This window comes from Actinoplanes sp. GCM10030250, from assembly GCF_042666575.1.
GTDB lineage: Bacteria > Actinomycetota > Actinomycetes > Mycobacteriales > Micromonosporaceae > Actinoplanes.
On record NZ_JBHTDO010000028.1, the window covers coordinates 15,507 to 39,658 of the forward strand.

Below are 24,152 nucleotides of genomic sequence, written 5' to 3' on the forward strand. Positions count from 1 at the left end.
TGCGGATGGGAACCGACCTTTTCGCCCACGTGTGGGATCCGGTGGTCCTGGCTGCGCTGACCACGGGCCCGCAACGTCGCCGCGCACTTCGGGTGAGTATCGGCGGCATCAGCGACAAAGCTCTCACCGAAGCGCTGCACCGGCTCGTCGCCGGCTGCCTGATCGAGCGCAGGTCGTTCGCCGAGGCACCACCCCGGGTCGACTACGCGTTGACGTCGCTCGGCCGGACCTTCGTCGACGGGCCGATGCGCGCGCTCGGTGAGTGGGTCACCCGGTACGGCGACGAGCTCTTCGAGGCGCAGGAACGGATGTCGGGCCGGTAGCCGCGCTGAGCGCGGCCCGCCCGCTGAGCGGCCGGCCGGGCGCTGGGTCGATCGACGCAGCTCAGCGCCGGTTCAGCCGGATGGCTGAAGGTTCCGGCGCTGGCTATTGTTGCGGCGTGACATCGGCCGGGCACGAGTGCTGGTCCTACGACGACCAGCATCTCTTCGACACGTATGCGCGGGAGGTTCTCCTCGCCGGGCTCGCCGCCGGCGAGCGGGTCTGGTACATCCCCGGCCGCTTCTCCCGCCTCGACGCCGGCGCCCTGCCGGGCGGTGAAGCCATCCGGGTTCTCTCCTTTCAGACCGCCTACTCCGGCCACGAGGCCATCGATCCGGCCACCCAGGTGGCCACCTACGCGGCCGCGACCGAGGACGCCCTGGACGCCGGGTTCACCGGTTTGCGGGTCGTCGCCGATGCCACCGAGCTGGTGCGGACCGACGAGCAGCGCGACGCCTTCGCCCGCTACGAATACCTGGTCGGCCGCTACATGCGCACCGCGCCCATGCGGGCCGTGTGCGCCTACGACCGGCGGGAGCTCGGCAATCTCGCCGTGTCCGAGCTGGCCTGCCTGCACGAGTCGAGCAGCGGGGCGGATGTGGCGTTTCAGCTGCACCCGGGCGCCACGAGCGCCGAGGCGGTGCTGGACGGCGAGGTCGACGGGTCGGCCGGGGAGCTGTTCACCACGGCCCTTCGCCGTACTGATCTGGCGGCATCCGGTGGCGAGATCGTGGTGGACGCCGCCGGTTTGTCGTTCATCGACCATCGCTCACTGCTCGCCGTCGAGAGGTACGCCGAGTCGCAGGGGCTGACCGCTGTGCTCCGCACCCGTACCAGTGCGGCAGCCCGCCTGGCCCAGTTGCTGGATCTGCCGAACGTGCGAGTGGAGGTGACCCGATGACCAGGACCGGCGCCGCAGCCGGGCATCGCGGATATTTCCACGAGGCGGTCTGCTATTCCTCCGACGACGACCTCCTCGCGGTGGTCGTGCCGTTTCTGCTCGGCGGCGTGACGGCGGGCGAGCCCACCGTCGTCGCGCTCGGCGGGCGCAACGCCGAACTGGTGCGTGGCGCACTGCCCTCCGGAGTGCCGGTCGAGTTCCTGTCCGGCGGCTCGATGTATGCGCGCCCGGCCGCCGCCATCCGGTCGTACCGGGAGCTGCTGGCCGATCATGTCGCCGGCGGCGCCGCGCAGATCCGCATCATCGGTGAACTGTCGCCGGAGACGTTCGGCGCGACCTGGGACTCCTGGTCGCGGTACGAGGCCGCCATCAACCACGCCTACGACGAGTTCCCGCTGTGGAGCATGTGCGCCTACAACACCGGGACCACACCGGCACCGGTGCTCGCCGACGTGCTGCGCACGCATCCGCGCAGCGCGATGCCTGACGGCAGTCACGTCCGCAACGACGACTACATCGAGCCGATGATCTATCTCAGCGAGCGCCGCGTCCCGCTGCCGGATCCGATTCAGTACGCCGCACCGCTCGCCGATTTCGCCTCGCCCAGCCTTGCCGAGGCGCGCCGGGCCGTGCGCGACGCCGATGTGGGCCAGGTGCCCGCCGACGACGTCGACGACCTTGTCGTGTCCGTCAGCGAGGTGGTCGCGAACGCGTACCGGCACGGCCGGACCCCGGTCAGGATGCGCCTGTGGAGCGGCTCGGACCGCATCGTGGTCTCGGTCACCGACGCCGGGCCCGGCCCGAAGGATCCCTTCGCCGGTCTGCTTCCGGCGGGTGACGGCTTCGACGGCGGGCTCGGCCTCTGGATCGCCCACCAGTCCTGCAACCACGTGGCCCTCTACCGCGACGCCGACGGTTTCACCATCCGGCTCACCGCGGGCAACCCTCACCACTGACCTTTTTCACCGTGGCGGGGCCGCCCGCTCCCGGCGGTGCTCGATGCCAGGTGGGCAAAGTGGGCGCCGCGCCGGTCTGCCGGAACGCTGAGCGCTCACGGCGATTACTCTCTGTCCGGAGATCAGCATCGCCGGATGTGGTCGAGCGCTGATCCGCTGGGGGGAGCCGTCATGGTGAGGCCACCGGTTCGCGGCAGGGACGCCGAGCTGGCCGCGGTGCGTGCGGCGGTTGATGACGCGCTCGAGGGGCGTGGCGGCGTGCTGCTGGTCGAAGGTCCGGGCGGCATGGGCAAGACCCGGCTCCTCGAGGAGGCCGCCGAGCTGGCCCGGGCCCGGGGGTTGCGGGTCGGCGCGAGCCGGGGTGACGTCGATGTGGCGCTGTCGCCGCTGGCGTGCCTGCTGGCGGCCCTGTTCGGCGGGACCGGGGCGCCGCTCGCGGGCAACGACCTGCCGTCGCCCGAGGAGGTTCGCACCAGTAGCTACTGGGTGGTGCTCGACCTGCAGAGCAGGCTGGAGCAGCTCGGCGCTCCGGCCATGGTGTGTCTCGACGATCTCCAGTGGGCGGATCCGTCCACGGTGGAGGCGTTGCGGGCGCTGCTACCGGTGGTCACCGGTGTCCCGGTGGTCTGGGTGCTCGCCTATCGCCCGCGGGAGGCGACCTCGCGGTGGACCGACGCGGTCGATCAGCTCGCGCGTGCGGGTGCGACCCGTGTCGTTCTGCGGGAGCTGCCCCTGCCGGACGTGCAGGACATCGTGGCCGACACGCTCGGTGGGCGCCCGGATCCGCCGTTGCTGGCACTGGCAGCCGAGACCCACGGCGTGCCGTTCCTGCTGACCGAGCTGCTGCAGGGGCTGCGGGAGGAGGAGCTCGTCGCGGTGCGCGACGGTGCGGCGGTGCTGCGGGAGCGCCGGCTGCCGGCCCGGCTGGGCGAGAGCATGCGCCGTCGTCTGGAGGCGCTGGGTGCCGCCGCGGTCGGCACCGCCCGTGCTGCCGCGGCGCTCGGGCGATCGTCCCGCACGGTGGACTTGGCGGCGATGCTGGACACCGGTCCTGTCGAGCTGTCGGCGAGCGTGGACATCCTGACCCGCGCGCACATCTTCGACAGCGCCGCGGCCACCGTGATGTTCCGGCACGACCTGATCCGGGAGGCGGTCCTGGACAGCGTTCCGTACGCCGCCCGCCGTGCCCTCATCCGTCACGCCGCCACCGTCCTGCTCCGCAACGGTGCCATGCCGGTCGAGGTGGCCGGCCGGCTGCTCGAGTCGGCTGAGCCGGGGGACGATGCCGCCGCGGCAGTGCTGCACGCCGCCGCGCGGGCGCTGGCCGCCACCGACCCCGTGACGGCGGCCAACCTGGCCCGGCGTGCCCTGACCCTGTCCACCGCCGCGAACCCGGACCGGATCGCGCTCGTCGCCGAGACAGCCGTGTTGCTGCACGTCGGTGGCCGGGACGCCGCCGCCCGGGACTTCGCCAACGAGGAGATGCGGCGGCTGTTGTCCCCGCAGGCCGAGGCTGAGGTGCGGCTCAGCGTGGCGCGGATGTACTCGCTGCCCGGCGACATGCGCCTGCAGATGGGTGAGGCCGCGCTTGAACTGCCCGGTCTCGACGCGGTACAGCGGGCCCGGCACCTGGCCGTCATGATCGTCAGTCTGGTGGCCTCCTCACAGGTCGAACGCGCCATCGCGGTGGCCCGTGACGCGCAGGCCGCGGCCGCGAAGGCGGATGACGCGGTCGCCCGTCTCTACGTCGAGTTCGGGCTGCTGGCCGTCGACGAGGCCGCCCACCATTACGACCGCCTGGCCAAGCGGCTCGCCCGGATCCACGCCCTCGCCGCCGACACCGGTGACTTCGTGCCGGCGCAGGCCGCCGAGTGGTACCGCAGCACGATCTACGCCCACACCGGGCGCCTGGACGAGGCGCTTGCCGTCGCGAGTGACGGTCTGCGCGTTGCGACCAGGGACAAGCAGGGGTGGATCGTGCCGAGGTGGGATTTCTGGCGCGGCTGGATCCTGTTGCAGCAGGGGCAGGTGACCGACGCGGGCGCCGTACTGGAGGGTGCGTTCGCGTCCGGTGTGGTCGCGTCGGCTCTGGCCATTCCCGACGCCGCGGGCCTGGCCGCGCTCAGCCGGGTGGCGATACACACCGGCAACCTGACGCTGGCCGGCTGGTGTGCCGACTTCGCCAGGGAGTCGCTGGCGCAGGAGTACTACAACGAGGCCCGGCGTCAGCTCGTGTCGGTGCTCGCCGGGCAGGCCCTGGCCCGCGGCGATGCGGCCGGCGCGCGCCGGGAGCTGCGAGCGGCGAACCGTGATCCGGATTCGCCCGAGGTGCTGCCGGTGCTCACGAGGGAGGTCGGGGCGGAGACGCACCTGGTGCGGCTCGCGCTGGCGGCACGGGACGAGGAACTGGGCGCCGTGGCCGTGCGCCAGGCGCGGCAGCGGGCGGAGCGCAATCCGGCCGTCGGTGATGTCGTGGCGGCCGCGGCACACGCGGAGGGGCTCTGGCGCGGCGACATCGAGGCGCTGCGGACGGCACAGGAGCACTACCGGGAGACCGCCCGGCCGATGGCCCGCGCCTCTCTCGAGGAGGACCTGGCCAAGCACCTGCTGACCGCCGGCGCGGCCGAGGAGGCGGTGGCCCACCTCAACACCGCGCTCGAGCTGTACCTGCCGGCCGGTGCCACGTGGGACGCGCAGCGGGTACGCGCCCGGCTGCGCCGTCTCGGTGTGCGCCGCCGCGTCCTGCCGGACGATCGCCCGGCCAGCGGGTGGGAGTCGCTGAGCCCTTCCGAACTGCAGGTGGTCAACCTCGTCGCCCGGGGTCTGTCCAACCGGGACGCCGCCGCGCAGCTCTTCCTGTCACCCCACACGATCAGCACCCATCTGCGCCGGGCCTTCGCGAAACTCGACGTCACTTCCCGGTACGAACTCGCCCGCCTGGCCTCGGAACGGCTCCGCGACGGCGCCACCGGCCCGCGGGAATAAGGATTACTCAACTCGGGTGATGCCGGCCGTGACGCGTCCACGAGATGCTTCCTGACATGACCGACGCGATCACGGCGCCGGCCCTGAACGCACATCCCTCACTGGTCGGGCGGGCGCCGGAACAGGCGGCCATCGGCCGGCTGCTGGACAGCGCCGCGGGCGTCGGCGGGGCCCTGGTCGTCTGTGGCACACCCGGTGTTGGCAAGTCGGCGCTGCTGGAGTGGGCAGCCGCAACGACCGGTGACAGGTTCCGGGTGCTGCGCGCGATCGGGTCGGTCACCGAGTTCGGTCTGCCGTACGCCGCGCTGCACCAGATGATGCGCTCGGTCCTGGAACACAGCGACCGGCTTACCACACATCACCGGATCGCCCTGGATGTCGCCTTCGGCCGTGCGTCGGGCGCGTCGCCGGAGCTGTACACCGTGGCGACAGCGGCTCTCGAACTGCTGGCGGAGGCGGCAGCCGAGCGGCCGGTCCTGCTGCTGGCCGACGACGCGCAGTGGATGGACGCGGCCAGTCAGCAGGTGCTGGCGTTCGTGGCACGCCGGGTGGCCGCGGACCGTATCGTGCTGCTCGCGACACACCGCGAGAACGAGCCGGGATATCTGCTCGACGCGGCCGTCCCCGCGCTGGGCCTGGCTCCCCTCGACACCGAGTCCGCGGCCGTGCTCCTCGACGGTGTCGCCGGCGCACTCGACCCGGTGACCAGGTCGCTGTTGCTCGGTGTCGCGGGCGGCAACCCGCTCGCCCTGCTGGAGTTGCCGCGCGCGGTGAACGCGCACTCCGACGTGAGCACCGTCCAGCTGCCCCTGACCGCGCGGCTGGAACGCTCGTTCCTGGCCCGCGCCGGCGAGTTCGACCCGCCGACCACGACCGTTCTGGAGATGGCGGCGCTCAGCGACTCCGACGATCTCGCCGAGATCGTGGCAGCCGCGGAGTGGCTGTCGAGTGGGGACTCCGCGCCGTCCCTCGATCCGGCGGTGTCGGCCGGTCTGATCGTGGTGGACGGCGCCACCGTCCGGTTCCGGCATCCGCTCATCCGATCAGCGATCCTCCAGCGTCTCGGCCCCGACCGGCGCCGGGTCTGCCACGCCGCGCTGGCACAGGTGACGACGGGCCGCCCGGAGCGATCGTTGTGGCACCGGGCGGCTGCGGCGCTGCGACCGGACGCGGGACTGGCGGCCGATCTCGAGGAGCACGCCGAGCAGGCGATCAAGCGCGGTGCTTCGACGGACGCGGTACGGGTCCTGGAGCGAGCGGCCCAGCTCTCCGCCGACAGTCGTGACAGGGCCGACCGTACCTATCGGGCGGCCGCACTCGCGTACGCGGTCGGGCAGCCCGCCGCCGGAGAACGACTGCGGAGCCGCTACCGGGATCTGGCCGACGGCGACAACGACAGTCTCCGGTACGAGTGGCTCAACGAGCTGGCCGACGAGGACCAGGCCGGCGAACAGCGCATCCACCTGCTCATCAACGCGGCCGAACGGGCAACCGTGGTCGGCGACGAGGACCTGGCGACCGACTTCCTGCGCGCCGCGGCCATGCGCTGCTGGAACCTGAGTCCCGGCCGCCCGGTGGGAAAGCAGGTGATCGCCGCGGCCGGCCGGCTGGGGATCGCTGACGTCCCGAGCCGCGCGCAGCTGCTTGCCTACGGCTCGCCGTTCGACAGCGACGACACGGTACGCGCGCTGATATCCCGGGTGCCGGCGGCCGGACGGGACGCGACCACCACCTACCGGCTCGCACACGCGGCGGCGTGTGCCGGGGCGTTCGACGTCTCCGAGGGCCTGCTCGTCGACGCCGCGGAACGCCTTCGCGCCGAAGGTCACCTGTACACCCTCGGCAGGACGCTGTCGCTGCTCGCGTGGAGCGCCCTGCGCCGCGGGCACTGGCCGAGCTCGGTGGCCGCCGCCGAGGAGAGTGCGCGGTTGTGCGCCGAGACCCGCCAGCCCTTCTGGGAGGCGGCTGCGCTCGTGGCCCACGCGGCGGTCGCGGCGTTCAAGGGCGACTTCGCGGGTGCCGCGGATCTGATCGCCGGTGCCGAGCACGTGAACCCCCGCCGGTTCGCCACCATCGACGCCGTGACACTTGTCGCGCGGGCCGCCGTCGCGTCCGGGCGGGGCAATCACGATCAGGCCTTCGCGTTCCTCGCCCAACTGCACGATCCGGCCAACAGCGCCTACCACCCGGCACACGCCCTGTGGTCGCTGGCGAGCATGGCCGAGGCCGCCGTGGCCTGCGGCGAGGTCACCGCCGGCCGTTCGCTCGTCGCGGGGCTGCCCGCGGAGGTACGCGCGACCACCTCACCCACCGGCCGGATGAACCTCAGCATCGCGAGGGCGGTGCTGGCCGGCGACGACGAGTCCGAGCGACGGTTCGCCGAGGCCCTGGCCATCGACATGACGGTCTGGCCGTACGAGCGCTGCCGCCTGCTCTTCACCTACGGCAAGTCCCTGCGCCGCCGGAGGCGTGTCCGCGAGTCCCGCGATTTCCTCCGCATGGCGCGGGACGGCTTCGACAACCTGGGCGCCCAACCGCTCGCCGAGCGCGCCAGGGAGGAACTGCGGGCAGCCGGCGAGCGCAGCGAAGCGCGTACCGCCGATGTCTGGGATTTGTTGTCTCCTCAGGAGACCCAGATCGCTTCGCTGGTCGCGCAGGGCCTGACCAACCGGGACATCGCCAAGGGCCTGTTCCTCTCGCACCGGACCGTCGGCAGTCACCTGTACCGGATGTTCCCCAAGCTCGGCATCACCTCACGCGCGGAGCTGCAGCGGATGGCGGCGGAGCGTGACATCTGAACTTCTCCCTCGCTGAGCGGCCCGTCACTCGTACCGGTATTTCAGCGCGTCCGCCTCTCTCTGCTCGATCTCGGCGATGGTCAGGTCCGGCATCCGCAGCTGGGCCAGTGTCACCTCGGCCGAGGTCGGCTGGGCGTCCGCCGGCAGCCACTGCTCCGGCTTCCAGGCCCCGCTGCGCAGAAACGCCTTGGGGCAGTGCGGGTAGACCTGGTCGATGCCCACCACCAGGGCACTGGCCGGTGGCTTGCCCACGGCGGTCAGCTGCGACAGCAACTCCGGGCGGGTGGAGACGCAGGCCCGGCCGTTCACCCTGAGCGTCGTGGCGCGGCCCGGGATGACGAACAGCAGCCCGGCCCGTCCGGTGGCGATCACGTTCTGCAGGGTGTCCAGCCGCTTGTTGCCTGTCGCGTCCGGTATCGCCACCGTCCGGGAGTCCAGGACGGTGACGAACCCGGCGGGGCCGCCGCGGGGGGAGACGTCGTAGTTGCCCTCGGCGTCCGCGCTGGCGACCAGGACCAGCGACGCGCATTCGATCAACCGCCGGGTCTGCTCGGTGAGCTCGGTCATCTGCTTGCGCACGGCCGCGTCGGTGGGCATCTCGTAGGCCTGGCGCAGCGTCTCTTCGTCGGCCACGGCATCGAGGCGCAGCGATGCGAAGGCGCTGGTGTCGAGGGCTGATGTCATGCCGCCGACCCTAATGGATCGACCCGGCGGGCCGCTGACCTGCCGATCCAGCCCGGTGCGAGCATTTTCACGGAAAAGGAGTTGCATTCGGTACGTGCGCCCACCTCGACGTCGAGGTCCCGGCCGCCCACGCCGACGTGCTCGCCTCGCTCACTGAGCGGGCAAATGCCGTCTCCGCGCAAACGACGCCGAATCCCGCTTCGAAAGCGCCCGGCCCCGATGTCCTTGCCAGAAGTGGCGGACGCCCGTACGTTAATGCAGTCCACAAGGTGGTCCGATTAGTCCGGCTAGTGGTTCACGATGCGAAAGGGGCACGGTGACAACGACGGCACCGCACTGCTCACCTCCACCCGCGCCGCCGCTCGCCGATTCCGCCGCGCTGCCGCGAATCGGCGGCTGATCCCGGCATGGAGGCACTTGGTGGCCGGCTGCCGTTGTGGAGCGTCGCACCCTTCGTCCTGATGCTGGCCGCGGTCGCTGTGCTGGAAGTCTTCGCCGCCGGCTGGTGGAGCCGCCTCACCAACAAGGCACTGGTCGCCACCGCCCTCGCCGTTCCCGCCGCGGTCCACCTGCTCGCCTCCGGGGGTGGCGGCGCGCTCGTCCACTCCGTCGCCGAGTACGTGTCGTTCGTGGCGCTGCTCGCAGCCCTGTTCGTCATCTCCGGTGGCATCGAGGTGCGCGGTTCGCTGGCCGGCACACCGCTCGCGAACGCCGGCATGCTCGCCGTCGGTGCGGTGCTGGCCAACGTCATCGGCACCACCGGCGCCGCGATGCTGCTGATCCGCCCGTTCCTGCGCGCCAACGCCCGTCGCGACTCCCGGGCTCACCTGGTCATCTTCTTCATCCTCGTCGTCGCCAATGCCGGCGGCCTGCTCACCCCGATCGGCGACCCGCCGCTCTATCTCGGCTTCCTCAAGGGTGTGCCGTTCGAGTGGACCTTCCGCCTCTGGGCGCCGTGGCTGTTCGTCAACGGCACCCTCATCCTCCTCTTCAACCTGGTCGACCAGTTCCTCGTCAACCGCGAGGAACGGCGCGACCGCAGCACCGGCCTGATGGACGAACTCATCGCACACCAGCCCCTGCGCATCGGGGGCCGCCGCAACGTGGTGCTGCTGACCGCTGTCGTCCTCGTCCTGCTCGCGAAGGGGGCGTTCCCGCTGCCGTTCGGTGTGCCGGAGGCGACCCTGCTGGCCATCGCCTACGTGTCCTACCGGGTCACACCCGGCGCGATCCACGAGGCCAATCAATTCGGATTCGGCCCGATCGCGTCGGTCGCGGTGATCTTCGCCGGTGTCTTCGTCACCATGACGCAGCCGCTGCTCATCCTCAACGCCCGAGCCGCCCAGATCGGGCTGGAGGCCCCGTGGCAGTACTTCTGGGCGTCCGGCGCCCTGTCGTCGATGCTGGACAACGCGCCGACGTATCTCGCGTTCACGTCGGTCGCCGCCGGTCAGCTGGGAATCGGCGTCGACGACCCGAGCTATCTCGCCTCGCTGGTGGCGGTCCCGGCGGGCAACGATCTGCTGTTCGCGATCGCCTGCGGTGCGGTGATGATGGGGTCCCTGACCTACATCGGCAACGGCCCGAACCTGATGGTCAAGGAACTCGCGGAACACCGGGGCGTGCGGATGCCGCACTTCTTCGCCTATGCCCTGATCGCCATGGTCATCATGCTGCCGGTGCTGGCGGCCACGACGTTCCTGTTCTTCGCGCCGCCCTGAGAGAACAGCGCTCAGCGGGACGCGGTCAGGTACTCCAGCACGAGGTCACCGATCATCGCCCGGTAGTGGTCGCGGCGGGCGGGGTCGAGCATGTCCCGCTTGAAGATCGCGTTGAAGGTGTACCGGTTGGCGGTCCGGAAGACGCAGAACGCGCTGATCATCATGTGTACGTCGATCGGGTCGACGTCGCCGCGGAACCGGCCGGCGGCGCGACCGCGGTCGAGGATCCGGGTCAGCGCGTCCAGCGCCGGGTTGGCCAGGCCCGCCAGGATCTCGGACCGGGCGATGTGCCGGGCGTAGTGGATGTTCTCGATGCTGACCAGCCGGATGAAGTCCGGGTGCGACTCGTGATGGTCGAACGTGAGGGCGGTGAGCTGCCGGATGGCCTCGGCCGGGTCGAGGTGCTCCACGTCCACCTGCTGTTCCAGGGCGCGGATTCCGGTGTACGCCTGCTCGAGCACCGAGATGTACAGGCCCTCTTTGCCGCCGAAGTAGTAGTAGATCATCCGTTTGGTGGTGCGGGTCTTCGCCGCGATCTCGTCGACGCGAGCACCGGCGAAACCCTTGTCGGCGAACTCGTGCGTGGCGACTGCGAGGATCTCGGATCGGGTCCGCTCAGGGTCGCGCGCGGCGGGTGCCGCTGCTGCTGGCGAGTCCGGCGTCTGCGTGGCCAATGACCCTCCTTCGGATCGAAGATTCACCTTAGTCCGAGGTTTGCGGCCCTTCCTCATCCGAGGCTCGGCGAGTATAACTAACTAACTAACTAGTACATACATTGCGGGCCGGGGCAAGCACCTGGTGCGAAAGCCCCGCCGGCAATCACCTTCCGTTGTCCCATCGGCGCATCGCTGAGCCCGGTCTCGTCGCCGGGCGGAGCCATCGAGGAAGGCAGTGCACCATGCTCATCGCTGATCATGATGCTGCTCGGAGCCCGGCCGCCGGACCGTCCACCGGACCCCACCTGACGATCGCGACCGCCTGCCTGTCCGGGACCCTGGAGGACAAACTCGCGGCCGCGGCGGCGGCCGGCTTCCACGGGATCGAGATCTTCGAGAGCGACCTCATCGCGTCGGCATGGTCGCCGGCGAGGGTCCGGCAGGAGTGCGCGCGCCGCGGCCTGACCATCGACCTCTACCAGCCGTTCCGCGACTTCGAGGCCGTCCCGCCGGACACGTTCCGGGCCAACCTGCGCCGTGCGGAACACAAGCTCGGCATCCTGGAGCAGCTCGGCGCCGGCACCATGCTGGTCTCGTCGTCCGAGTCGGCCGACGCTGTCGACGACGACGAACTGGCCGCCGAGCAGCTGCGGGAGCTGGCCGAGCGCGCCGCGGGGCGCGGGCTCCGGATCGCGTACGAGGCACTGGCCTGGGGCCGGTTCGTGAACACGTACGCCCACGCGTGGCGCATCGTGCGGCGTGCCGACCACCCCGCCCTCGGCCTGTGCCTGGACAGCTTCCACGTGCTGTCCCGGGGCGACGACACCACCGGGATCAGGGTGGTGCCGGGATCGAAGGTGTTCCACCTGCAGCTGGCCGACGCTCCCCGGCTGAAGATGGACGTGGTGGAGTGGAGCCGGCACCACCGGCTCTTTCCCGGCCTCGGCTCGTTCGACCTGACCGGCCTGGTGAGCCAGGTCCTGGCCACCGGTTATGACGGCCCGCTCTCGCTCGAGGTGTTCAACGACGTCTACCGCCAGGCCGATCCCCGGCACGCCGCCATCGACGGGATGCGCTCGCTGCTCGCCTTGCAGGAGTCGGTCAGTGCCGGCGCGCCGCCGGTCGCACAGCGGCGGCTGCGGTCACCCGGCCTGCCCCCGGCTCCGCGTCTGGGCGGTCACATGTTCACCGAGCTGGCGGTCGACGAGGTGTCCGGCCCGGTCGTCGCCCGTACCCTGACCGCCCTCGGCTTCACCCGGACCGGGCAGCACCGCTCCAAGCCGGTGCAGCTGTGGCAGCAGAGCGACGCCCGGATCCTGCTCAACTTCGCGCCGCAGCGGACGGTTCCGCCCGGTACCGCGGCGATCTGCGCCCTCGGCGTGGAGAGCAGCGATCCGGCGAGCTCGGCCCAGCGTGCCGACCGGCTGCTCGCTCCGGTGCTCCCCCGGGTGCGTCAACCGGGGGAGGCCGACCTGAGCTCGGTGGCCGCTCCCGACGGAACGGCCGTCTTCTTCTGCCGCGCGGGCGCGGACGGCAACAGCTGGCTGGCCGACTTCGAGCCCACCGGCAGCCAGGCCCGCACCGACGGCCTGGTGACCAGGACCGACCACATCGCCCTCACCGAGCCGGTCGACGACTTCGACCAGGTCGCGCTCTTCTACCGCACGGTGCTGGGTCTGCGGTCCGGCCAGACGACGGAACTGGCCGCACCATTCGGCCTGCTCCGCAGCCGGTCGGCGACCGACACCGAGCACACGGTTCGGATCACCCTCAACACGGCGCCGCTGCGCCGCGGCTCCTGGGCGCCCGCGGTGCCGAGCCCGCAGCACATCGCCTTCGCCAGCGGTGACGTGATCGCCGCCGCCAAGGCCATGCGCGAGCTCGGCGCGCCGGTGCTGCGCATTCCGCAGAACTACTACGACGACCTCGACGCCCGGCTCGCCCCGGATCCGGAGTTGCTCGCGACGCTGCGCGAGCACTCGATCCTCTACGACTGCGACGCCGGCGGGGAGTACCTGCACTTCTACACCGAGATGCTGGGTTCCCGCCTGTTCTTCGAGGTGGTGCAGCGCATCGGTGACTACGCCGGCTACGGCGCCGTGACCAGCGCACCGGTGCGGATGGCCGCACACCGGCAACGTCGCCTGCGGCGGCTCAGGGAAACCCCACAGCAGACGTACGGTCGAGAGCACGACTATTCACTGGCTCACCTGACGGCGCTGAGCCTGTCCCCACCCGAACTGGTCGAGGCCGCCGCGGACGCCGGATACCGGTACGTGGGCCTGCGCCTGACCCGGGTCACGCCGATCGAGCCGCACTATCCGCTGGCCACCGATCCGGCGCTGATGCGCACGACGAAGGTACGCCTGGCCGCCACCGGGGTCGAGGTGCTCGACATCGAACTGGCCAGGATCGGCCCCGACGAGGACCCGGGTGATCTGCAGCGTGTCCTGGAGGCCGGTGCGGAACTCGGCGCGCGCCACGTCATCGCCCAACTGCCGGATCCGGACCGCAACCGCAAGATCGACCGCTATGCGCAGCTGTGCCAGATGGCCCACCCGCTCGGTCTCACCGTGGATCTGGAGTTCCCGTCGTGGACCGAGACACCGGATCTCACCGAGGCGGTCCGGGTTCTCCGGGCGGCCGATCAGCCGAACGCCGGCATCCTGATCGACCTGCTGCACTTCGCCCGATCCGGCTCCAGCGTGGCCGATCTGCGGGAGCTGCCGGCCGAGTGGTTCCACTTCGCCCACGTCTGTGACGCGCCGCCTGGAGTGCCGCCCACTAGGGAGGAACTCATACACACCGCGCGGTTCGAACGGCTCTACCCGGGGGAGGGCGGCATCGACGTCGACGGGATCCTGGCAGCTCTGCCGCCCGGTCTCCCGTACGCCCTGGAGATCCCCCGGGCCCAGCTGGTGGCGCAGATCGGGGCCAAGGAACACGCCCGCCTGGCGGTCGCGGCGGCTCGCCGCCGCCTCGACGGCGCACCGGCGCACCGGCTACCGGCCGACGCGGCCTAGCCGTGCCGGCCGGTGCCGTGGCGCATGGCAGCAGAGCCGCGTGGTCAGGCGCCGTCCGTGAAGGTGGGCAGGATGGACGGCGGCATCGGGCCCTTGTTCCGGCGGCCCTGCCCGGTCTCCTCCCAGGCGTGGGCGAGGATGCCGACACTGCGGCTCAGGACGAACAGCCCGCGGGCCAGTGGCGGCGGGAAGCCCAGTTCGGCGTAGACGACAGCGGTGCAGCCGTCGATGTTGATCGGCACGGGCCGGCTGCGGCCGACGGCGAGGACCTGCTCGATCGCCTGGGCGGCACGCAGGTGCGAGCCGTCCACGACGCCGCCGGAAACGGCCTGCTCGACCTGACCGACCAGCGGATCCCGGCGGGGGTCGACGGAGTGGAACCGGTGCCCGAAGCCCGGCAGGTATTTCGAGCGGGCCTGCCAGGCGCCGACGGTCGTCTCGGCGGCAGTGGCGAGGTCGGCGCCCTCCTGGTGCAGGCGCCGCACGTCGGCCAGCAGCGTCATGCACTGTTCGCCGGCGCCGCCGTGCACGTCGCCGAGCAGGTTGACGCCGGTCGCCACGGCGTTGTTGAGGCCGATGCCGCAGGTCGCCGCCATGCGTGCCACGGCGATGGACGGTGCGTGCGGCCCGTGGTCGACCGAGGAGACGAGGGCCGCCTCGAGCAGTCGCTCCTGGCCCGGGGTGGGTGTCTCGCCGCGGAGCATGAGCCAGATGATCCCGGCGAAGCTGATCGAGCCGATCAGGTCCTGCACCGGGCGCCCGCGCAGCTCGATGCGGTTGGGCTCGATCCGGGAGACGCTGGTCGACCACCAGTCGGACACGTCCCGGACAGTCGGCTCGGGCAGATCCTGGCTCATGGTGCCGTCACCTCGTTCGCGGTGGTCCTGAATTCGTCGTTGTGCTCACCCAGCAGTGGCGGCGGCGACTGCGGGCGCAGAGCCTCGCCGTTGACGAGCACCCCGTTGCCGGTGACCTGCAACGTCCGGTCCGGATCTCCGGGGAACTCCAGGTCGGTGAGGAAACCGCGGGCCTTCAGCTGGTCGAGCTCCATCGCCTGCGGGACGGTGAGGATCCGGGCCGCCGGCACGCCGGCCGCCGACAGGGCGCGTTCCCACTCGATGGCCGGGCGGCGGCGCAACGCTGTGTTGATCTCGTCGTTGAGTGCGGCCCGGTGCTGTTTGCGTGCCTCGCGGTCGGCGAACCGTTCGTCGCTGAGCAGGTCGGTGCGCTCGATGATCCGGCAGAGGGTCGCGAACTGCTCCTGCCGGTTCGCGGCGATGTTGAGTGGCCCGTCCGCGGTGTGGAAGGTGCCGGACGGCGCGGCGGTGGCGTTCTGGTCACCCATCGGCTCGGGTGGGACGCCGCTGACCAGGAAGTTCGACGCGGCCCATCCCATCGCGGACAGGGAGGTCTCCAGCATGGAGACGTCCAGGCACGCGCCTTTCCCGGTTCTCGCCCGCCCGGCCAGCGCGGCGGCGATCGTCATGGCGGCGACCAGGCCCCCGATGGTGTCGGAGACCGGGAAACCGACCCGTAGCGGGGCGGTCTCCGGCGTGCCGGTCACGCTCATCATGCCGGACAAGCCCTGGATGATCTGGTCGTACGCGGGTGCCTGGCGCATCGGCCCGGTCTGCCCGAACCCGGAGATGGCGCAGTACACCAGGCGCGGGTTGATCCGGTGCAGCACCTCCCAGCTGTATCCGATCCGGCTCAGGACGCCGGCCCGGAAGTTCTCCAGCAGGACGTCGGCGGTGCCGAGCAGCGACTCGAAGGTCGCGCGGTCGGCGGTGTCCTTGAGGTCGAGCTCGACGGACTTCTTCCCGGCGTTCTGGGCGAGGAAGGAAGCGCCGATCGCCGCCCGGTTCAACTCCGGCTCGGGGCCCAGCTTGCGGGCCAGATCGCCCTCGCCGGGTCTCTCGATCTTGACAACCTCGGCGCCGAGAAGCATCAGGTGGTAGCTGCAGTACGGGCCGGCCAGGACGTTGGTCAGGTCCAGGATCCGGACGCCGTGCAATGGTCGGTCGTCATCCATGAGGCGTGCCCCTCGGTCGTCATCGGGCGAGAGCCCGGCATGGCGGTCAGGCGGCGGATCATCGCGACTCTCACATCCACGAAACAACTGCGCAACCAGGCATTGCCACGGGGACCTCGCGGCCCGTACGTTACACCTAGTCCACAGAGCGGTCCATATGTACTGCCACGCGGTCCACGTTAAGGAGTGGCGATGACTGACAACCCTGGCCGTGCCGTCCCGGATGACGCCCCGGCCACGGTCGGATGCCTGATCGCCGGTGAGTGGGTCAGCGACGGGCAGCGGGCGGACCGCGTCGGTCCCTGGACCCGGGCCGTCGTCAGCACCACCCGGCAGGCCACCGATCACGACGTCGAGGTCGCTCTGCGGTACGCGCGCCGTGGCGCCCGCGCGGTCGCCCGGATGTCGCCCGCGGCGCGCGCCGATGTGCTGGAACGCGCCGCCGCCGAAGCCCTCGCCCAGCGGGACGAGCTGGCCCGCCTGCTCGCTCTGGAGCTCGGCAAACCCGTCAAGGACGGCCGTAACGAGATCGACCGGGTGGCCGACACCTTCGCCGTGTCCGCCGCCGAGGCGCGCCGCATCGGCGGCGAGGTCCTGCCGGTGGCGGGCTGGGCCCGTGGAGTGGGCAACACGGCGCTGACCCACCGGGCCCCGGTCGGTGTCGCGCTGGCGATCACTCCGTTCAACGCGCCCGCCAACCTGCTCGCCCACAAGCTGGCCGCGTCGTTCGCGGCCGGTAACACGACGATCGTGAAACCGCCGCCGCAAGCACCGGCTTCGTCCGCGGCGGTGGTGCGGCTGTTGCTCGAGTCCGGGATGCCGCCCGAGGCGGTTCAGGTGCTGCACGGCGGCGGCCCGGTCGGTGCGGCCCTGAGCTCCGCACCCGAGGTCGGTGTCATCAGCTTCACCGGCAGCCCGGAGACGGGTGCCGCGGTGGCCCGGTCGGCCGGAGCCAAACGCCTGGTCATGGAGCTCGGCGGCAACGCCGCGACGATCGTCTGCGAGGACGCGGACATCGGCGCCGCGGCCCGCGTCTGCGCCGCCACCGGCTACAGCAACTCCGGGCAGAGCTGCATCTCGGTGCAGCGCGTCTACGTCCACCGCAGCCGGTACGAGGAGTTCCTCGGCTCGTTCACCCTCGAGGTCGAGAAGCTCACGGTCGGGGACCCCCTCGACGCGGCCACCGACGTCGGCTCGATGGTCGACGACGGCGCGGCTGAACGCGTCGTCTCGTGGGCGCACGAGGCGGTGGCCGGCGGCGCGACCATCACCACCGGAGGCCGCCGCGACGGAGCGACAGTGATACCCACCGTCGTCGCGTCCCCGCCGCCGGATGCCCGCCTGATCCGCGAGGAGGTGTTCGGTGCCGCCGTCGCGGTCCAGCCGTTCGACAGCTTCGACGAGGTGCTGGCCACCTGCAACGACAGCCGCTACGGCCTGCAGGCCGGCCTGTTCACCCACGACGTGCGGCGCATCGTCACCGCGTGGCGTGAGCTCGAGGTGGGCGGGCTGATCGTGAACGGCTCCTCGAACTACCGGCTCGACCACGTGCCGTTCGGCGGGGTCAAGGACTCCGGCTTCGGCCGTGAGGCACCGCGCTGGATGATCGACGACTACACCGTCGTCAAGACCCTCGTGCTGCGCGGGATCTCCCTCTTCGGCGACCAGGAGGACGCTCGATGACCATCGAATCGGATGAGAAGACCGTGACCGCCGCCGAGGCGATGGTCACCCAGCTCGAGTCCTATGGCGTCGAGTACGTCTTCGGCACCTGCGGGCACACCAACATCGCCCTGCTGGACGCGATCGGGCGCAGCAGCATCGAGTTCGTCATCGCCCGCCACGAGCAGGCCGCCGCGCACGCCGCCGACGGATACGCCCGGGCCAGTGGCCGCACGGGCGTGGTGCTCATGCACGTCGGTCCCGGCCTCACCAACGGGGTCACCGGCGTGCTCACGGCCGCTCTCGACTCGGTGCCGCTGGTGGCGATCGCCGGCGATATCCCGTCCTACTACCACGGCCGGCACCCGCATCAGGAGGTGAACCTGCACGCCGATGCCGATCAGACGGCCATCTACCGGCCGTTCGTCAAGCGGGCCTGGCAGGTGCACCGGGCCGCGGACCTGGCCCGGTTCACCGAACGAGCCTTCTGGACCGCGGCGGCCGGCCGGCCCGGCGCGGTGCTGCTCAGCGTGCCGATGGACCACTTCTCCCGGCAGGTTCCGGGCGGGACCGGCAGCGCCTTCCCGCTCGCCGTACCGCACCGCCCGGCGCTGGCCGCCGACGTCGCGGATCGCATCGCCGACATGCTGCTCGCCGCCGAAAAGCCCCTCGTCTACATCGGTGGCGGCCTGCGCCGCGGGCCGGGGCTGGAAGCGCTGCGCTCGCTGATCGAGCATCTCGACATCCCGGTGGTGCACTCGCTGATGGCCAAGGGGACGCTGCCCGACAGCCATCCGCTGCTGCTCGGCATGCCGGGTTTCTGGGGTCTGGAGATGACCAACGAATACACCCGCGAGGCCGACGTCGTCCTCGCCCTGGCCACCCGGTTCGCCGAGACCGACGCCAGCTCCTGGGACTCCCGCTACACCTGGCAGTTCCCGCCGGGCCGGCTGATCCAGATCGACATCGACCCGGCCGAGATCGGCCGCAACTACCCGGTCGACATCGGCGCGGTCGCCGACGTCACCCACGCCGTGCAGGCGATCGACACCGCCGTCCGCGCCCGCCGGCCGCAGCCCCGGCGCCGGGAAGGACTCCGGGAGACCGTCACCGCCACCCGCCGCACCCTGTTCACCGACAGCCGCGAACGCGGTACCAGCGACAACTTCCCGCTGCGCCCGGAACGCATCCTCACCGACCTGCGGGCGATCCTGCCCGCCGACGCGGTCCTGGTGACCGACGTGGGCTGGAACAAGAACGGTGTCGCCCAGTGCTACGAACTGCCCGAGCAGGGGCGGTTCATCACGCCCGGCGGCGCCTCGACGATGGGCTTCGGCCCGGCCGCGGCGGTCGGCGTCCAGATCGCGCAACCCGGCCGTACCGTGGTCGCCCTGATCGGTGACGGCGGTATGAGCGCCCAGCTGCCGGCCCTGCCGATGGCCGTCGAACAGGGTGCCCCGGTCATCTTCGTGGTCATGAACAACCGGTCCCACGGCACCATCAGCGACCTGCAGGCCGCCAACTTCGGGCAGAGCTTCGGCTGCGACTTCACCGGGCCGGACGGCACCTCGTACAGCCCGGACTTCGCCGCACTCGGCCGCGCCTGCGGCGCCGACGGCTATGCCCTGACCAGCGCCGGCGACTTCGGCGACGCGCTGCGTGCCGCCCTCGCCGCGCGCCGGCCGGCGGTCATCGACGTGCCGATGGTCAACGAACCGGTGCCGACTCCGGGGCACTGGAACATCAAGGACATCTACCAGGGCGTCTTCGAGTGATTACCCGGGTGCCCGGTCCGGTCCGCCGGCTCCGGATGTAGAAGGCGATGCAGCCCGTGGCGGAGCGGTTGTTCATCCTCAACGGTCCCAACCTCGACATGCTCGGCCGGCGGGAACCGCACCTCTACGGCCGGGTGACGCTGGCCGCCATCGAGAGCCGATGCCGGGTGGTCGCCGAGGAACTCGGCTTCGATCTGTTCTTCGCCCAGTCCAACGCCGAAGGGCAGCTCATCGACTGGGTGCACCAGGCATACGACGAGTCGGCGGCGATCCTCGTCAACCCGGCCGGATTGTCCACGCGCTCCGTCGCCCTCTACGACGCGCTGCGGATGGTGGACAAGCCGATCGTCGAGGTGCATCTGACCAACGTGCTGGGCCGGGAACCGCTCTACCGGGATCTGCTGACCGCGGCCGCGGCGTGGGGATTCCTGGCCGGTTTCGGCGCGGAGGTCTACGAGATGGGGATGCGCGGCCTGGCCACTCACCTGTCCGGGGGTGACCGGCCGTGCGGATAGGGATCATCGGCTGCGGCCGGATCGCGCGCAACCACGTCGGTGCGCTGCGTGGTGTCGAGGGCGTCGAGGTGGCCGCGGTCGCCGACATCGACGCGGCGCGCGCTCGCGCGTTCGCCGCGGAACACGGCGTCGGCCAGTCGTTCGGCGACGTGGACGAGATGCTCGGCGGGGGCCTCGACGCGGTCACCATCTGCACCCCGCACGCTGAGCACGAGGCCGGGGTGCTCGCGGCCGCCCGTCACGGCACCCACGTGCTCTGCGAGAAGCCCGTCGCTCTCCGGGTCGAGCAGGCCGAGCGGATGATCGCCGCGACCGCTGCCGCCGGGGTGCGCTTCGGTGTCCTCTTCCAGCGCCGGTTCTGGCCGCCCGCGGCACGCATCCGTGCGGCGATCGACGACGGGCGGATGGGCCTGCCGATCTGCGGTGCTGTCGTGGCCCGCCTCAACCGGGGCCCGGACTACTACCGGGCCGAGCCGTGGCGGGGCCGCCTGGCGACGGAGGGCGGCGGGGTCCTGATGACCCAGGTGATCCACCACATCGACCTGCTCCAGTGGTTCATGGGTCCCGCGCGGCGGGTGACGGGCCGATGCGCGACCCTCGTCCACCAGGGGATCATCGAGGTGGAGGACACCGCTGCCGCCCTCGTCGAGTTCGCCTCCGGAGGCGTCGCCACGATCCAGGCCGGCACGACCTTCCAGCCCGGGCTCGGCGTGCAGGTGTGGGTGAGTGACGCGCACGGCCGTACGGCGAGCGTGATGGAGTTTCCCGAGGGCGTCGGCTTCACCGATGTGCGGACTCTGCCCGGCGAGGAGGCGTTCGCCAGCGGGTACGCCGCCGGCCGGCCGTTCGACATCCCGCTGGCCGAGATCCACGATCACCTCGCGCCGTACCACGCCTCGCAGATCGCTGACTTCGTCGCCGCACTCCGCGAAGGCCGGGAGCCGGCCGTGACCGGTCGTGACGCGCTCCGGTCGCTGGCGATCGTCGAGGCGGTCTACGAGTCGTCGCGTACCGGCTCGGCCGTGGAGTTGCCGTCGTGACAGGGAGGGAGTGGTCAGCCCCGGCTGTCGAAGGGCCTGCCGAAGCCACGCTCGGTCATCTGCTGAGCCATCTGCCGCAGGTCGGCCGCGAACTCGGTGACCAGATCGGGGGTGAAGCGGACTGTGGGCCCGCTCAGAGCCAGAGCGGCGACGACACTGCCCGATTGCCCGAGAATCGGGACGGCCACGGCCGACAGGCCGTCCTCGCGCTCCCCGTGGCTCTCGCCGTACCCCTTGGTGGCCGTCTCGTCGATCCACCGGCGCATCGCCGCCGCATGCTGCGGTCCGTGCGGCGACTGCTTGGCGATCCGCTGCAGAAGGCTGTCGGTGGCGTCGCGCAGCAGGACCTTGGACGAGGCGCCCGCCCACATCGGCAGCTCGTCACCGACCTGGACGACGTGCCGCAGCGGCTGAGGACTCTCCTGCTGAGCGACGCACACCCGGTAGATGTCGCGGACCACATACAGGTTCACGGTCTCCCGCCGGCGCGCGGCGAGCTCACGCATCCCGCGCTGCGTCTCCGGCGGCAGCTCCCAGCTCCGGCGGGCGAGATGCGCCCATCGCCAGAGTCCCGGTCCCGCCATGTATCCGCTGCCGGTGGCCCAGAGCAGGCCGCTCTGTTCCAGAGTCGACACGAGCCGGAGCACCGTGGTCTTGGCGAGACCGGTCTCCTCCACGATCTCCCGGACCGACAGCCGGGGCCGGTCGTCGGTCAGCAGGCCGAGGATGCCCAGCGCGCGCTGGACGCTTCGCACGCCCTGCTGATCGGCGGCCTCCGCCGGGGAAGGCTTGGCCGCGGAAGGGGGGGTGGGGGGCGCGTCCACGATGCTGCACTCTCCTCGTATCCCGGGAATGGTCCGCTGACCATCCTTCCTGCATCGCCACGATCTCGCTTCCGGGGCCCGCCGTTCACATATCCGTAACGGTCAGGACTCAAGCCCTTGCCAGGAACGTTAGCCGCCCGTACTTTACACCTAGTCCACACAGTGGTCCATTTGGTCCGACTAGCGGTCAGCTGTCCCTGGGACGGCGCTCCGAGACGGCACATCCGAGAACACCCGGGCGGATCGCGAAGTTCAGTTCCGGTCGCCGTCGTGGCGGCCACCCCGCGGCACCTCGTGTCGCGACAGACATACATCTGAGAGCGAGGGCGCATTGTTGACCACCCCGTCCCGCATCGCCGGCCCGCGCTGCCGGCGGCCGGAGCATGTGCTGGGAGCGATGGCCGATGGCCGCTGACACCGTCGTTTCCCCCGACGGCCCGCAGCCTCCCCCGGAATCCGGGCCGGAGCAGCAGTGGCGCGAACCGAGAGTCCTGCGCACCTGGGCGGCGATCGAGCTGTGGATCGCCTGCCTGGCGCTGACGACGATCTTCCTCAGCGTCCTGTGGCAGGTGATCAGCCGTTACGTGCCGGCGCTCAACTGGCCGGGCGTGGGCGAACTCGCCAACTACTCACTGATCGTCCTGACCTTCATCATGGTCGGCTACCTGATCGGCAACAACGGCCACATCACCATCCAGATCATCGACTACGTGGTCAAAGGCCGGGCCTTCGTCGTGGTCAAAGCAGTGTCGGCCGCCTTCACGGGCCTGATCTGCGCGGCGCTCGTCTGGGAGGCGTGGGCGCTGATCCAGGCCTACCCGACCCGGACGACCGCCGCCCTGGGCATCCCGATCTGGACGCTCTACGCCATCCCGATGCTCGGCTTCGCCTCCGGCACTGTGCGGGCCTTCATCAGGGTCTTCACCGCAGCCCGCGAGGACGTGCCCTTCGACGCGGCGGAGGCGAGATGATCCTCGAACTGTGGATGGTCGGCGTCGCCATCGCCTTCCTGCTGCTCATCCGGGTCCCGGTCGGGCTCGCCTTCATCGGCCCCAGCCTCTGGTACGCCCTCGCCGACGGCCGCTCCGAGGGTTTCGCCCTGAAGACCACCTTCGACGGCCTCAACAGTTTCCCGCTGCTCGCCGTTCCGCTGTTCATCCTCGTCGGTGTGCTGGCCAACCGGCTCGGCATCGCCGACCGGCTCTACGAGTTCTGCCTGGCCGCGCTGGGCCGGCTGCGCGGCAACCTCGCCTACGTCAACGTCGGCTCCGCGGTCGGCTTCTCCTGGATGAGCGGATCCGCGCTCGCTGACGTGGCCGGACTCGGCAAGATGCAGATCCCGGCGATGATCAAGGCCGGCTATCCCGCCGGATTCGCCGCCGGGCTCACCGCGTCGTCGTCGCTCATCAGCCCGGTGATGCCACCCAGCATCCCGGCCGTCATCTACGCGGCGACCGCGACCGTCTCCACCGGCGCCCTCTTCGCCGCGTCCGTCCTGCCCGCGTTCGCCATGGCGATCGGACTCTGCGTCTACATCCTGATCTGGACCATGCGCCGGCCCCAGTTCGGCTCGGTGCCGTTCGATCGCAACCGGTTCACTCGCGCCTCGGTGAACGCCGTGGGTCCCCTGCTGACGCCGGTGATCCTGCTCGGCGGCATTCTCTCCGGCACGTTCACCCCCACCGAGGCGGCCTCCGTCGCCGTCCTCTACATGCTCATCCTCGGCCTGATCTACCGCACCGCGAAGCCGCGGCTGCTGCTTCAGGCGCTGCGCGAGACCGCGGTCATCACCGCCGGCATCACCCTGATCCTCGGTGCCGCGGCGCTGCTCGGCCTGATCCTCACCAGGGCCCATGTGTCGCGTGACGTCGCCGAGTTCCTCACGTCGGTCTCCGACAACCCCTGGGTCTTCATGCTCCTGGTCAACATCATCCTGCTGATCCTCGGCTGCCTGATCGACGCCACGGCCATCATCCTCGTGACGGTGCCGGTCCTGCTGCCGATCGCGATGGACCTCGGCATCGACCCCATCTACTTCGGCGTAGTCATGATCATCAACCTGATGATCGGCCTGCTGACCCCGCCGGTGGGCAGCGTCCTCTACATCACCAGCTCCGTCACCGGCAAACCGGTCGACGTCATCTTCCGTGGCGTCGCCCCGTTCCTCATTCCCCTGGTCACCGTGCTGATCCTGGTCACCGCGCTGCCCGGCCTCGTGCTCTGGCTACCTGGCCTCCTCGGATTCTGACCCACCGGCCC

18 protein-coding genes are annotated in these 24,152 nt (G+C 70.9%); 13 read left to right on the forward strand and 5 right to left on the reverse strand.

Features of this window, described 5'->3' with window-relative positions; translation table 11 throughout:
* Positions 1–5: 5 nt before the first annotated feature.
* The 5 genes from ACFQV6_RS30140 (at position 6) to ACFQV6_RS30160 (ending at position 7,961) form a co-directional block, all read left to right on the forward strand.
* Positions 6–323 carry a winged helix-turn-helix transcriptional regulator gene (locus ACFQV6_RS30140; RefSeq protein ID WP_378031006.1) on the forward strand — a complete coding sequence of 106 codons (318 nt, stop codon included), beginning with the start codon at positions 6–8 and terminating at the stop codon, positions 321–323.
* 116 nt (positions 324–439) lie between these two features.
* On the forward strand, positions 440–1,222 hold the full coding sequence (locus tag ACFQV6_RS30145; RefSeq protein ID WP_378031007.1) for an MEDS domain-containing protein: 783 nt from the start codon (positions 440–442) through the stop codon (positions 1,220–1,222).
* Positions 1,219–2,178 carry an anti-sigma factor RsbA family regulatory protein gene (locus ACFQV6_RS30150; RefSeq protein WP_378031008.1) on the forward strand — a complete coding sequence of 320 codons (960 nt, stop codon included), beginning with the start codon at positions 1,219–1,221 and terminating at the stop codon, positions 2,176–2,178. Before ACFQV6_RS30145 ends, ACFQV6_RS30150 begins: the two co-directional genes overlap by 4 nt.
* A 171-nt stretch (positions 2,179–2,349) precedes the next feature.
* Positions 2,350–5,163: an ATP-binding protein gene (locus tag ACFQV6_RS30155; RefSeq protein ID WP_378031009.1), complete on the forward strand. Its 2,814-nt coding sequence runs from the start codon at positions 2,350–2,352 to the stop codon at positions 5,161–5,163.
* Between the two features lie 56 nt (positions 5,164–5,219).
* Positions 5,220–7,961, forward strand: coding sequence for an AAA family ATPase (locus tag ACFQV6_RS30160; protein WP_378031010.1), 2,742 nt, complete (start codon positions 5,220–5,222; stop codon positions 7,959–7,961).
* 24 nt (positions 7,962–7,985) lie between these two features.
* Here ACFQV6_RS30160 and ACFQV6_RS30165 read toward each other — a convergent pair whose 3' ends face one another.
* Entirely contained in the window at positions 7,986–8,645 is a 660-nt protein-coding gene (locus ACFQV6_RS30165; protein ID WP_378031011.1) for an MSMEG_1061 family FMN-dependent PPOX-type flavoprotein, read from the reverse strand.
* A 407-nt stretch (positions 8,646–9,052) separates the two neighbouring features.
* Here ACFQV6_RS30165 and ACFQV6_RS30170 point away from each other — a divergent pair, with 407 nt between their 5' ends.
* Positions 9,053–10,366 (forward strand): sodium:proton antiporter, encoded by a 1,314-nt coding sequence (locus ACFQV6_RS30170; protein ID WP_378031012.1) that lies wholly within the window; start codon positions 9,053–9,055, stop codon positions 10,364–10,366.
* 11 nt (positions 10,367–10,377) lie between these two features.
* On the opposite strand, the gene ACFQV6_RS30175 is transcribed toward ACFQV6_RS30170, so the two are convergent.
* The gene (locus ACFQV6_RS30175; RefSeq protein ID WP_378031013.1) at positions 10,378–11,040 is read right to left on the reverse strand and encodes a TetR/AcrR family transcriptional regulator; all 663 of its coding nucleotides are present in this window, start codon (positions 11,038–11,040) and stop codon (positions 10,378–10,380) included.
* 224 nt (positions 11,041–11,264) lie between these two features.
* Between ACFQV6_RS30175 and ACFQV6_RS30180 the strand changes: the two genes are divergently transcribed.
* Positions 11,265–14,045, forward strand: coding sequence for a TIM barrel protein (locus tag ACFQV6_RS30180; protein ID WP_378031014.1), 2,781 nt, complete (start codon positions 11,265–11,267; stop codon positions 14,043–14,045).
* Between the two features lie 44 nt (positions 14,046–14,089).
* Here the strand turns inward: ACFQV6_RS30180 and ACFQV6_RS30185 are convergent, their stop codons facing one another.
* Complete coding sequence (locus ACFQV6_RS30185) at positions 14,090–14,902, reverse strand: citryl-CoA lyase (RefSeq protein ID WP_378031015.1); 813 nt, start codon at positions 14,900–14,902, stop codon at positions 14,090–14,092.
* Positions 14,899–16,077, reverse strand: a complete 1,179-nt coding sequence (locus ACFQV6_RS30190) for a CaiB/BaiF CoA transferase family protein (protein WP_378031016.1) — start codon at positions 16,075–16,077, stop codon at positions 14,899–14,901. The genes ACFQV6_RS30185 and ACFQV6_RS30190 overlap by 4 nt, the downstream gene beginning before the upstream one ends.
* Positions 16,078–16,269: 192 nt before the next feature.
* Here ACFQV6_RS30190 and ACFQV6_RS30195 point away from each other — a divergent pair, with 192 nt between their 5' ends.
* From ACFQV6_RS30195 to ACFQV6_RS30210, 4 genes are read left to right on the forward strand one after another with little or no spacing between them, the layout of a single operon-like run.
* On the forward strand, positions 16,270–17,760 hold the full coding sequence (locus tag ACFQV6_RS30195; protein ID WP_378031017.1) for an aldehyde dehydrogenase family protein: 1,491 nt from the start codon (positions 16,270–16,272) through the stop codon (positions 17,758–17,760).
* A complete protein-coding gene (locus tag ACFQV6_RS30200) occupies positions 17,757–19,514 on the forward strand; it encodes a thiamine pyrophosphate-binding protein (RefSeq protein WP_378031018.1) in 1,758 nt (585 codons plus the stop codon). The genes ACFQV6_RS30195 and ACFQV6_RS30200 overlap by 4 nt, the downstream gene beginning before the upstream one ends.
* 56 nt (positions 19,515–19,570) lie before the next feature.
* Positions 19,571–20,029 (forward strand): type II 3-dehydroquinate dehydratase, encoded by a 459-nt coding sequence (locus ACFQV6_RS30205; RefSeq protein WP_378031019.1) that lies wholly within the window; start codon positions 19,571–19,573, stop codon positions 20,027–20,029.
* On the forward strand, positions 20,020–21,069 hold the full coding sequence (locus ACFQV6_RS30210; protein ID WP_378031020.1) for a Gfo/Idh/MocA family protein: 1,050 nt from the start codon (positions 20,020–20,022) through the stop codon (positions 21,067–21,069). Before ACFQV6_RS30205 ends, ACFQV6_RS30210 begins: the two co-directional genes overlap by 10 nt.
* Before the next feature lie 14 nt (positions 21,070–21,083).
* On the opposite strand, the gene ACFQV6_RS30215 is transcribed toward ACFQV6_RS30210, so the two are convergent.
* Positions 21,084–21,893: an IclR family transcriptional regulator gene (locus tag ACFQV6_RS30215; protein ID WP_378031021.1), complete on the reverse strand. Its 810-nt coding sequence runs from the start codon at positions 21,891–21,893 to the stop codon at positions 21,084–21,086.
* A 404-nt stretch (positions 21,894–22,297) separates the two neighbouring features.
* On the opposite strand from ACFQV6_RS30215, the gene ACFQV6_RS30220 reads away from it, so the two are divergent.
* Positions 22,298–22,864 carry a TRAP transporter small permease gene (locus ACFQV6_RS30220; RefSeq protein ID WP_378031022.1) on the forward strand — a complete coding sequence of 189 codons (567 nt, stop codon included), beginning with the start codon at positions 22,298–22,300 and terminating at the stop codon, positions 22,862–22,864.
* The gene (locus ACFQV6_RS30225) at positions 22,861–24,141 is read left to right on the forward strand and encodes a TRAP transporter large permease (RefSeq protein ID WP_378031023.1); all 1,281 of its coding nucleotides are present in this window, start codon (positions 22,861–22,863) and stop codon (positions 24,139–24,141) included. The genes ACFQV6_RS30220 and ACFQV6_RS30225 overlap by 4 nt, the downstream gene beginning before the upstream one ends.
* Positions 24,142–24,152: the final 11 nt, after the last annotated feature.

Bases quoted from the DNA above. Each gene is read 5' to 3' on its own strand.
- ACFQV6_RS30140 (WP_378031006.1), top strand. From the start codon at position 6: ATGGGAACCGACCTTTTCGCCCACGTGTGGGATCCGGTGGTCCTGGCT.
- ACFQV6_RS30150 (WP_378031008.1), top strand. From the start codon at position 1,219: ATGACCAGGACCGGCGCCGCAGCCGGGCATCGCGGATATTTCCACGAG.
- ACFQV6_RS30155 (WP_378031009.1), top strand. From the start codon at position 2,350: ATGGTGAGGCCACCGGTTCGCGGCAGGGACGCCGAGCTGGCCGCGGTG.
- ACFQV6_RS30160 (WP_378031010.1), top strand. From the start codon at position 5,220: ATGACCGACGCGATCACGGCGCCGGCCCTGAACGCACATCCCTCACTG.
- ACFQV6_RS30165 (WP_378031011.1), bottom strand. From the start codon at position 8,645: ATGACATCAGCCCTCGACACCAGCGCCTTCGCATCGCTGCGCCTCGAT.
- ACFQV6_RS30170 (WP_378031012.1), top strand. From the start codon at position 9,053: ATGGAGGCACTTGGTGGCCGGCTGCCGTTGTGGAGCGTCGCACCCTTC.
- ACFQV6_RS30180 (WP_378031014.1), top strand. From the start codon at position 11,265: ATGCTCATCGCTGATCATGATGCTGCTCGGAGCCCGGCCGCCGGACCG.
- ACFQV6_RS30185 (WP_378031015.1), bottom strand. From the start codon at position 14,902: ATGAGCCAGGATCTGCCCGAGCCGACTGTCCGGGACGTGTCCGACTGG.
- ACFQV6_RS30190 (WP_378031016.1), bottom strand. From the start codon at position 16,077: ATGGATGACGACCGACCATTGCACGGCGTCCGGATCCTGGACCTGACC.
- ACFQV6_RS30195 (WP_378031017.1), top strand. From the start codon at position 16,270: ATGACTGACAACCCTGGCCGTGCCGTCCCGGATGACGCCCCGGCCACG.
- ACFQV6_RS30200 (WP_378031018.1), top strand. From the start codon at position 17,757: ATGACCATCGAATCGGATGAGAAGACCGTGACCGCCGCCGAGGCGATG.
- ACFQV6_RS30220 (WP_378031022.1), top strand. From the start codon at position 22,298: ATGGCCGCTGACACCGTCGTTTCCCCCGACGGCCCGCAGCCTCCCCCG.
- ACFQV6_RS30225 (WP_378031023.1), top strand. From the start codon at position 22,861: ATGATCCTCGAACTGTGGATGGTCGGCGTCGCCATCGCCTTCCTGCTG.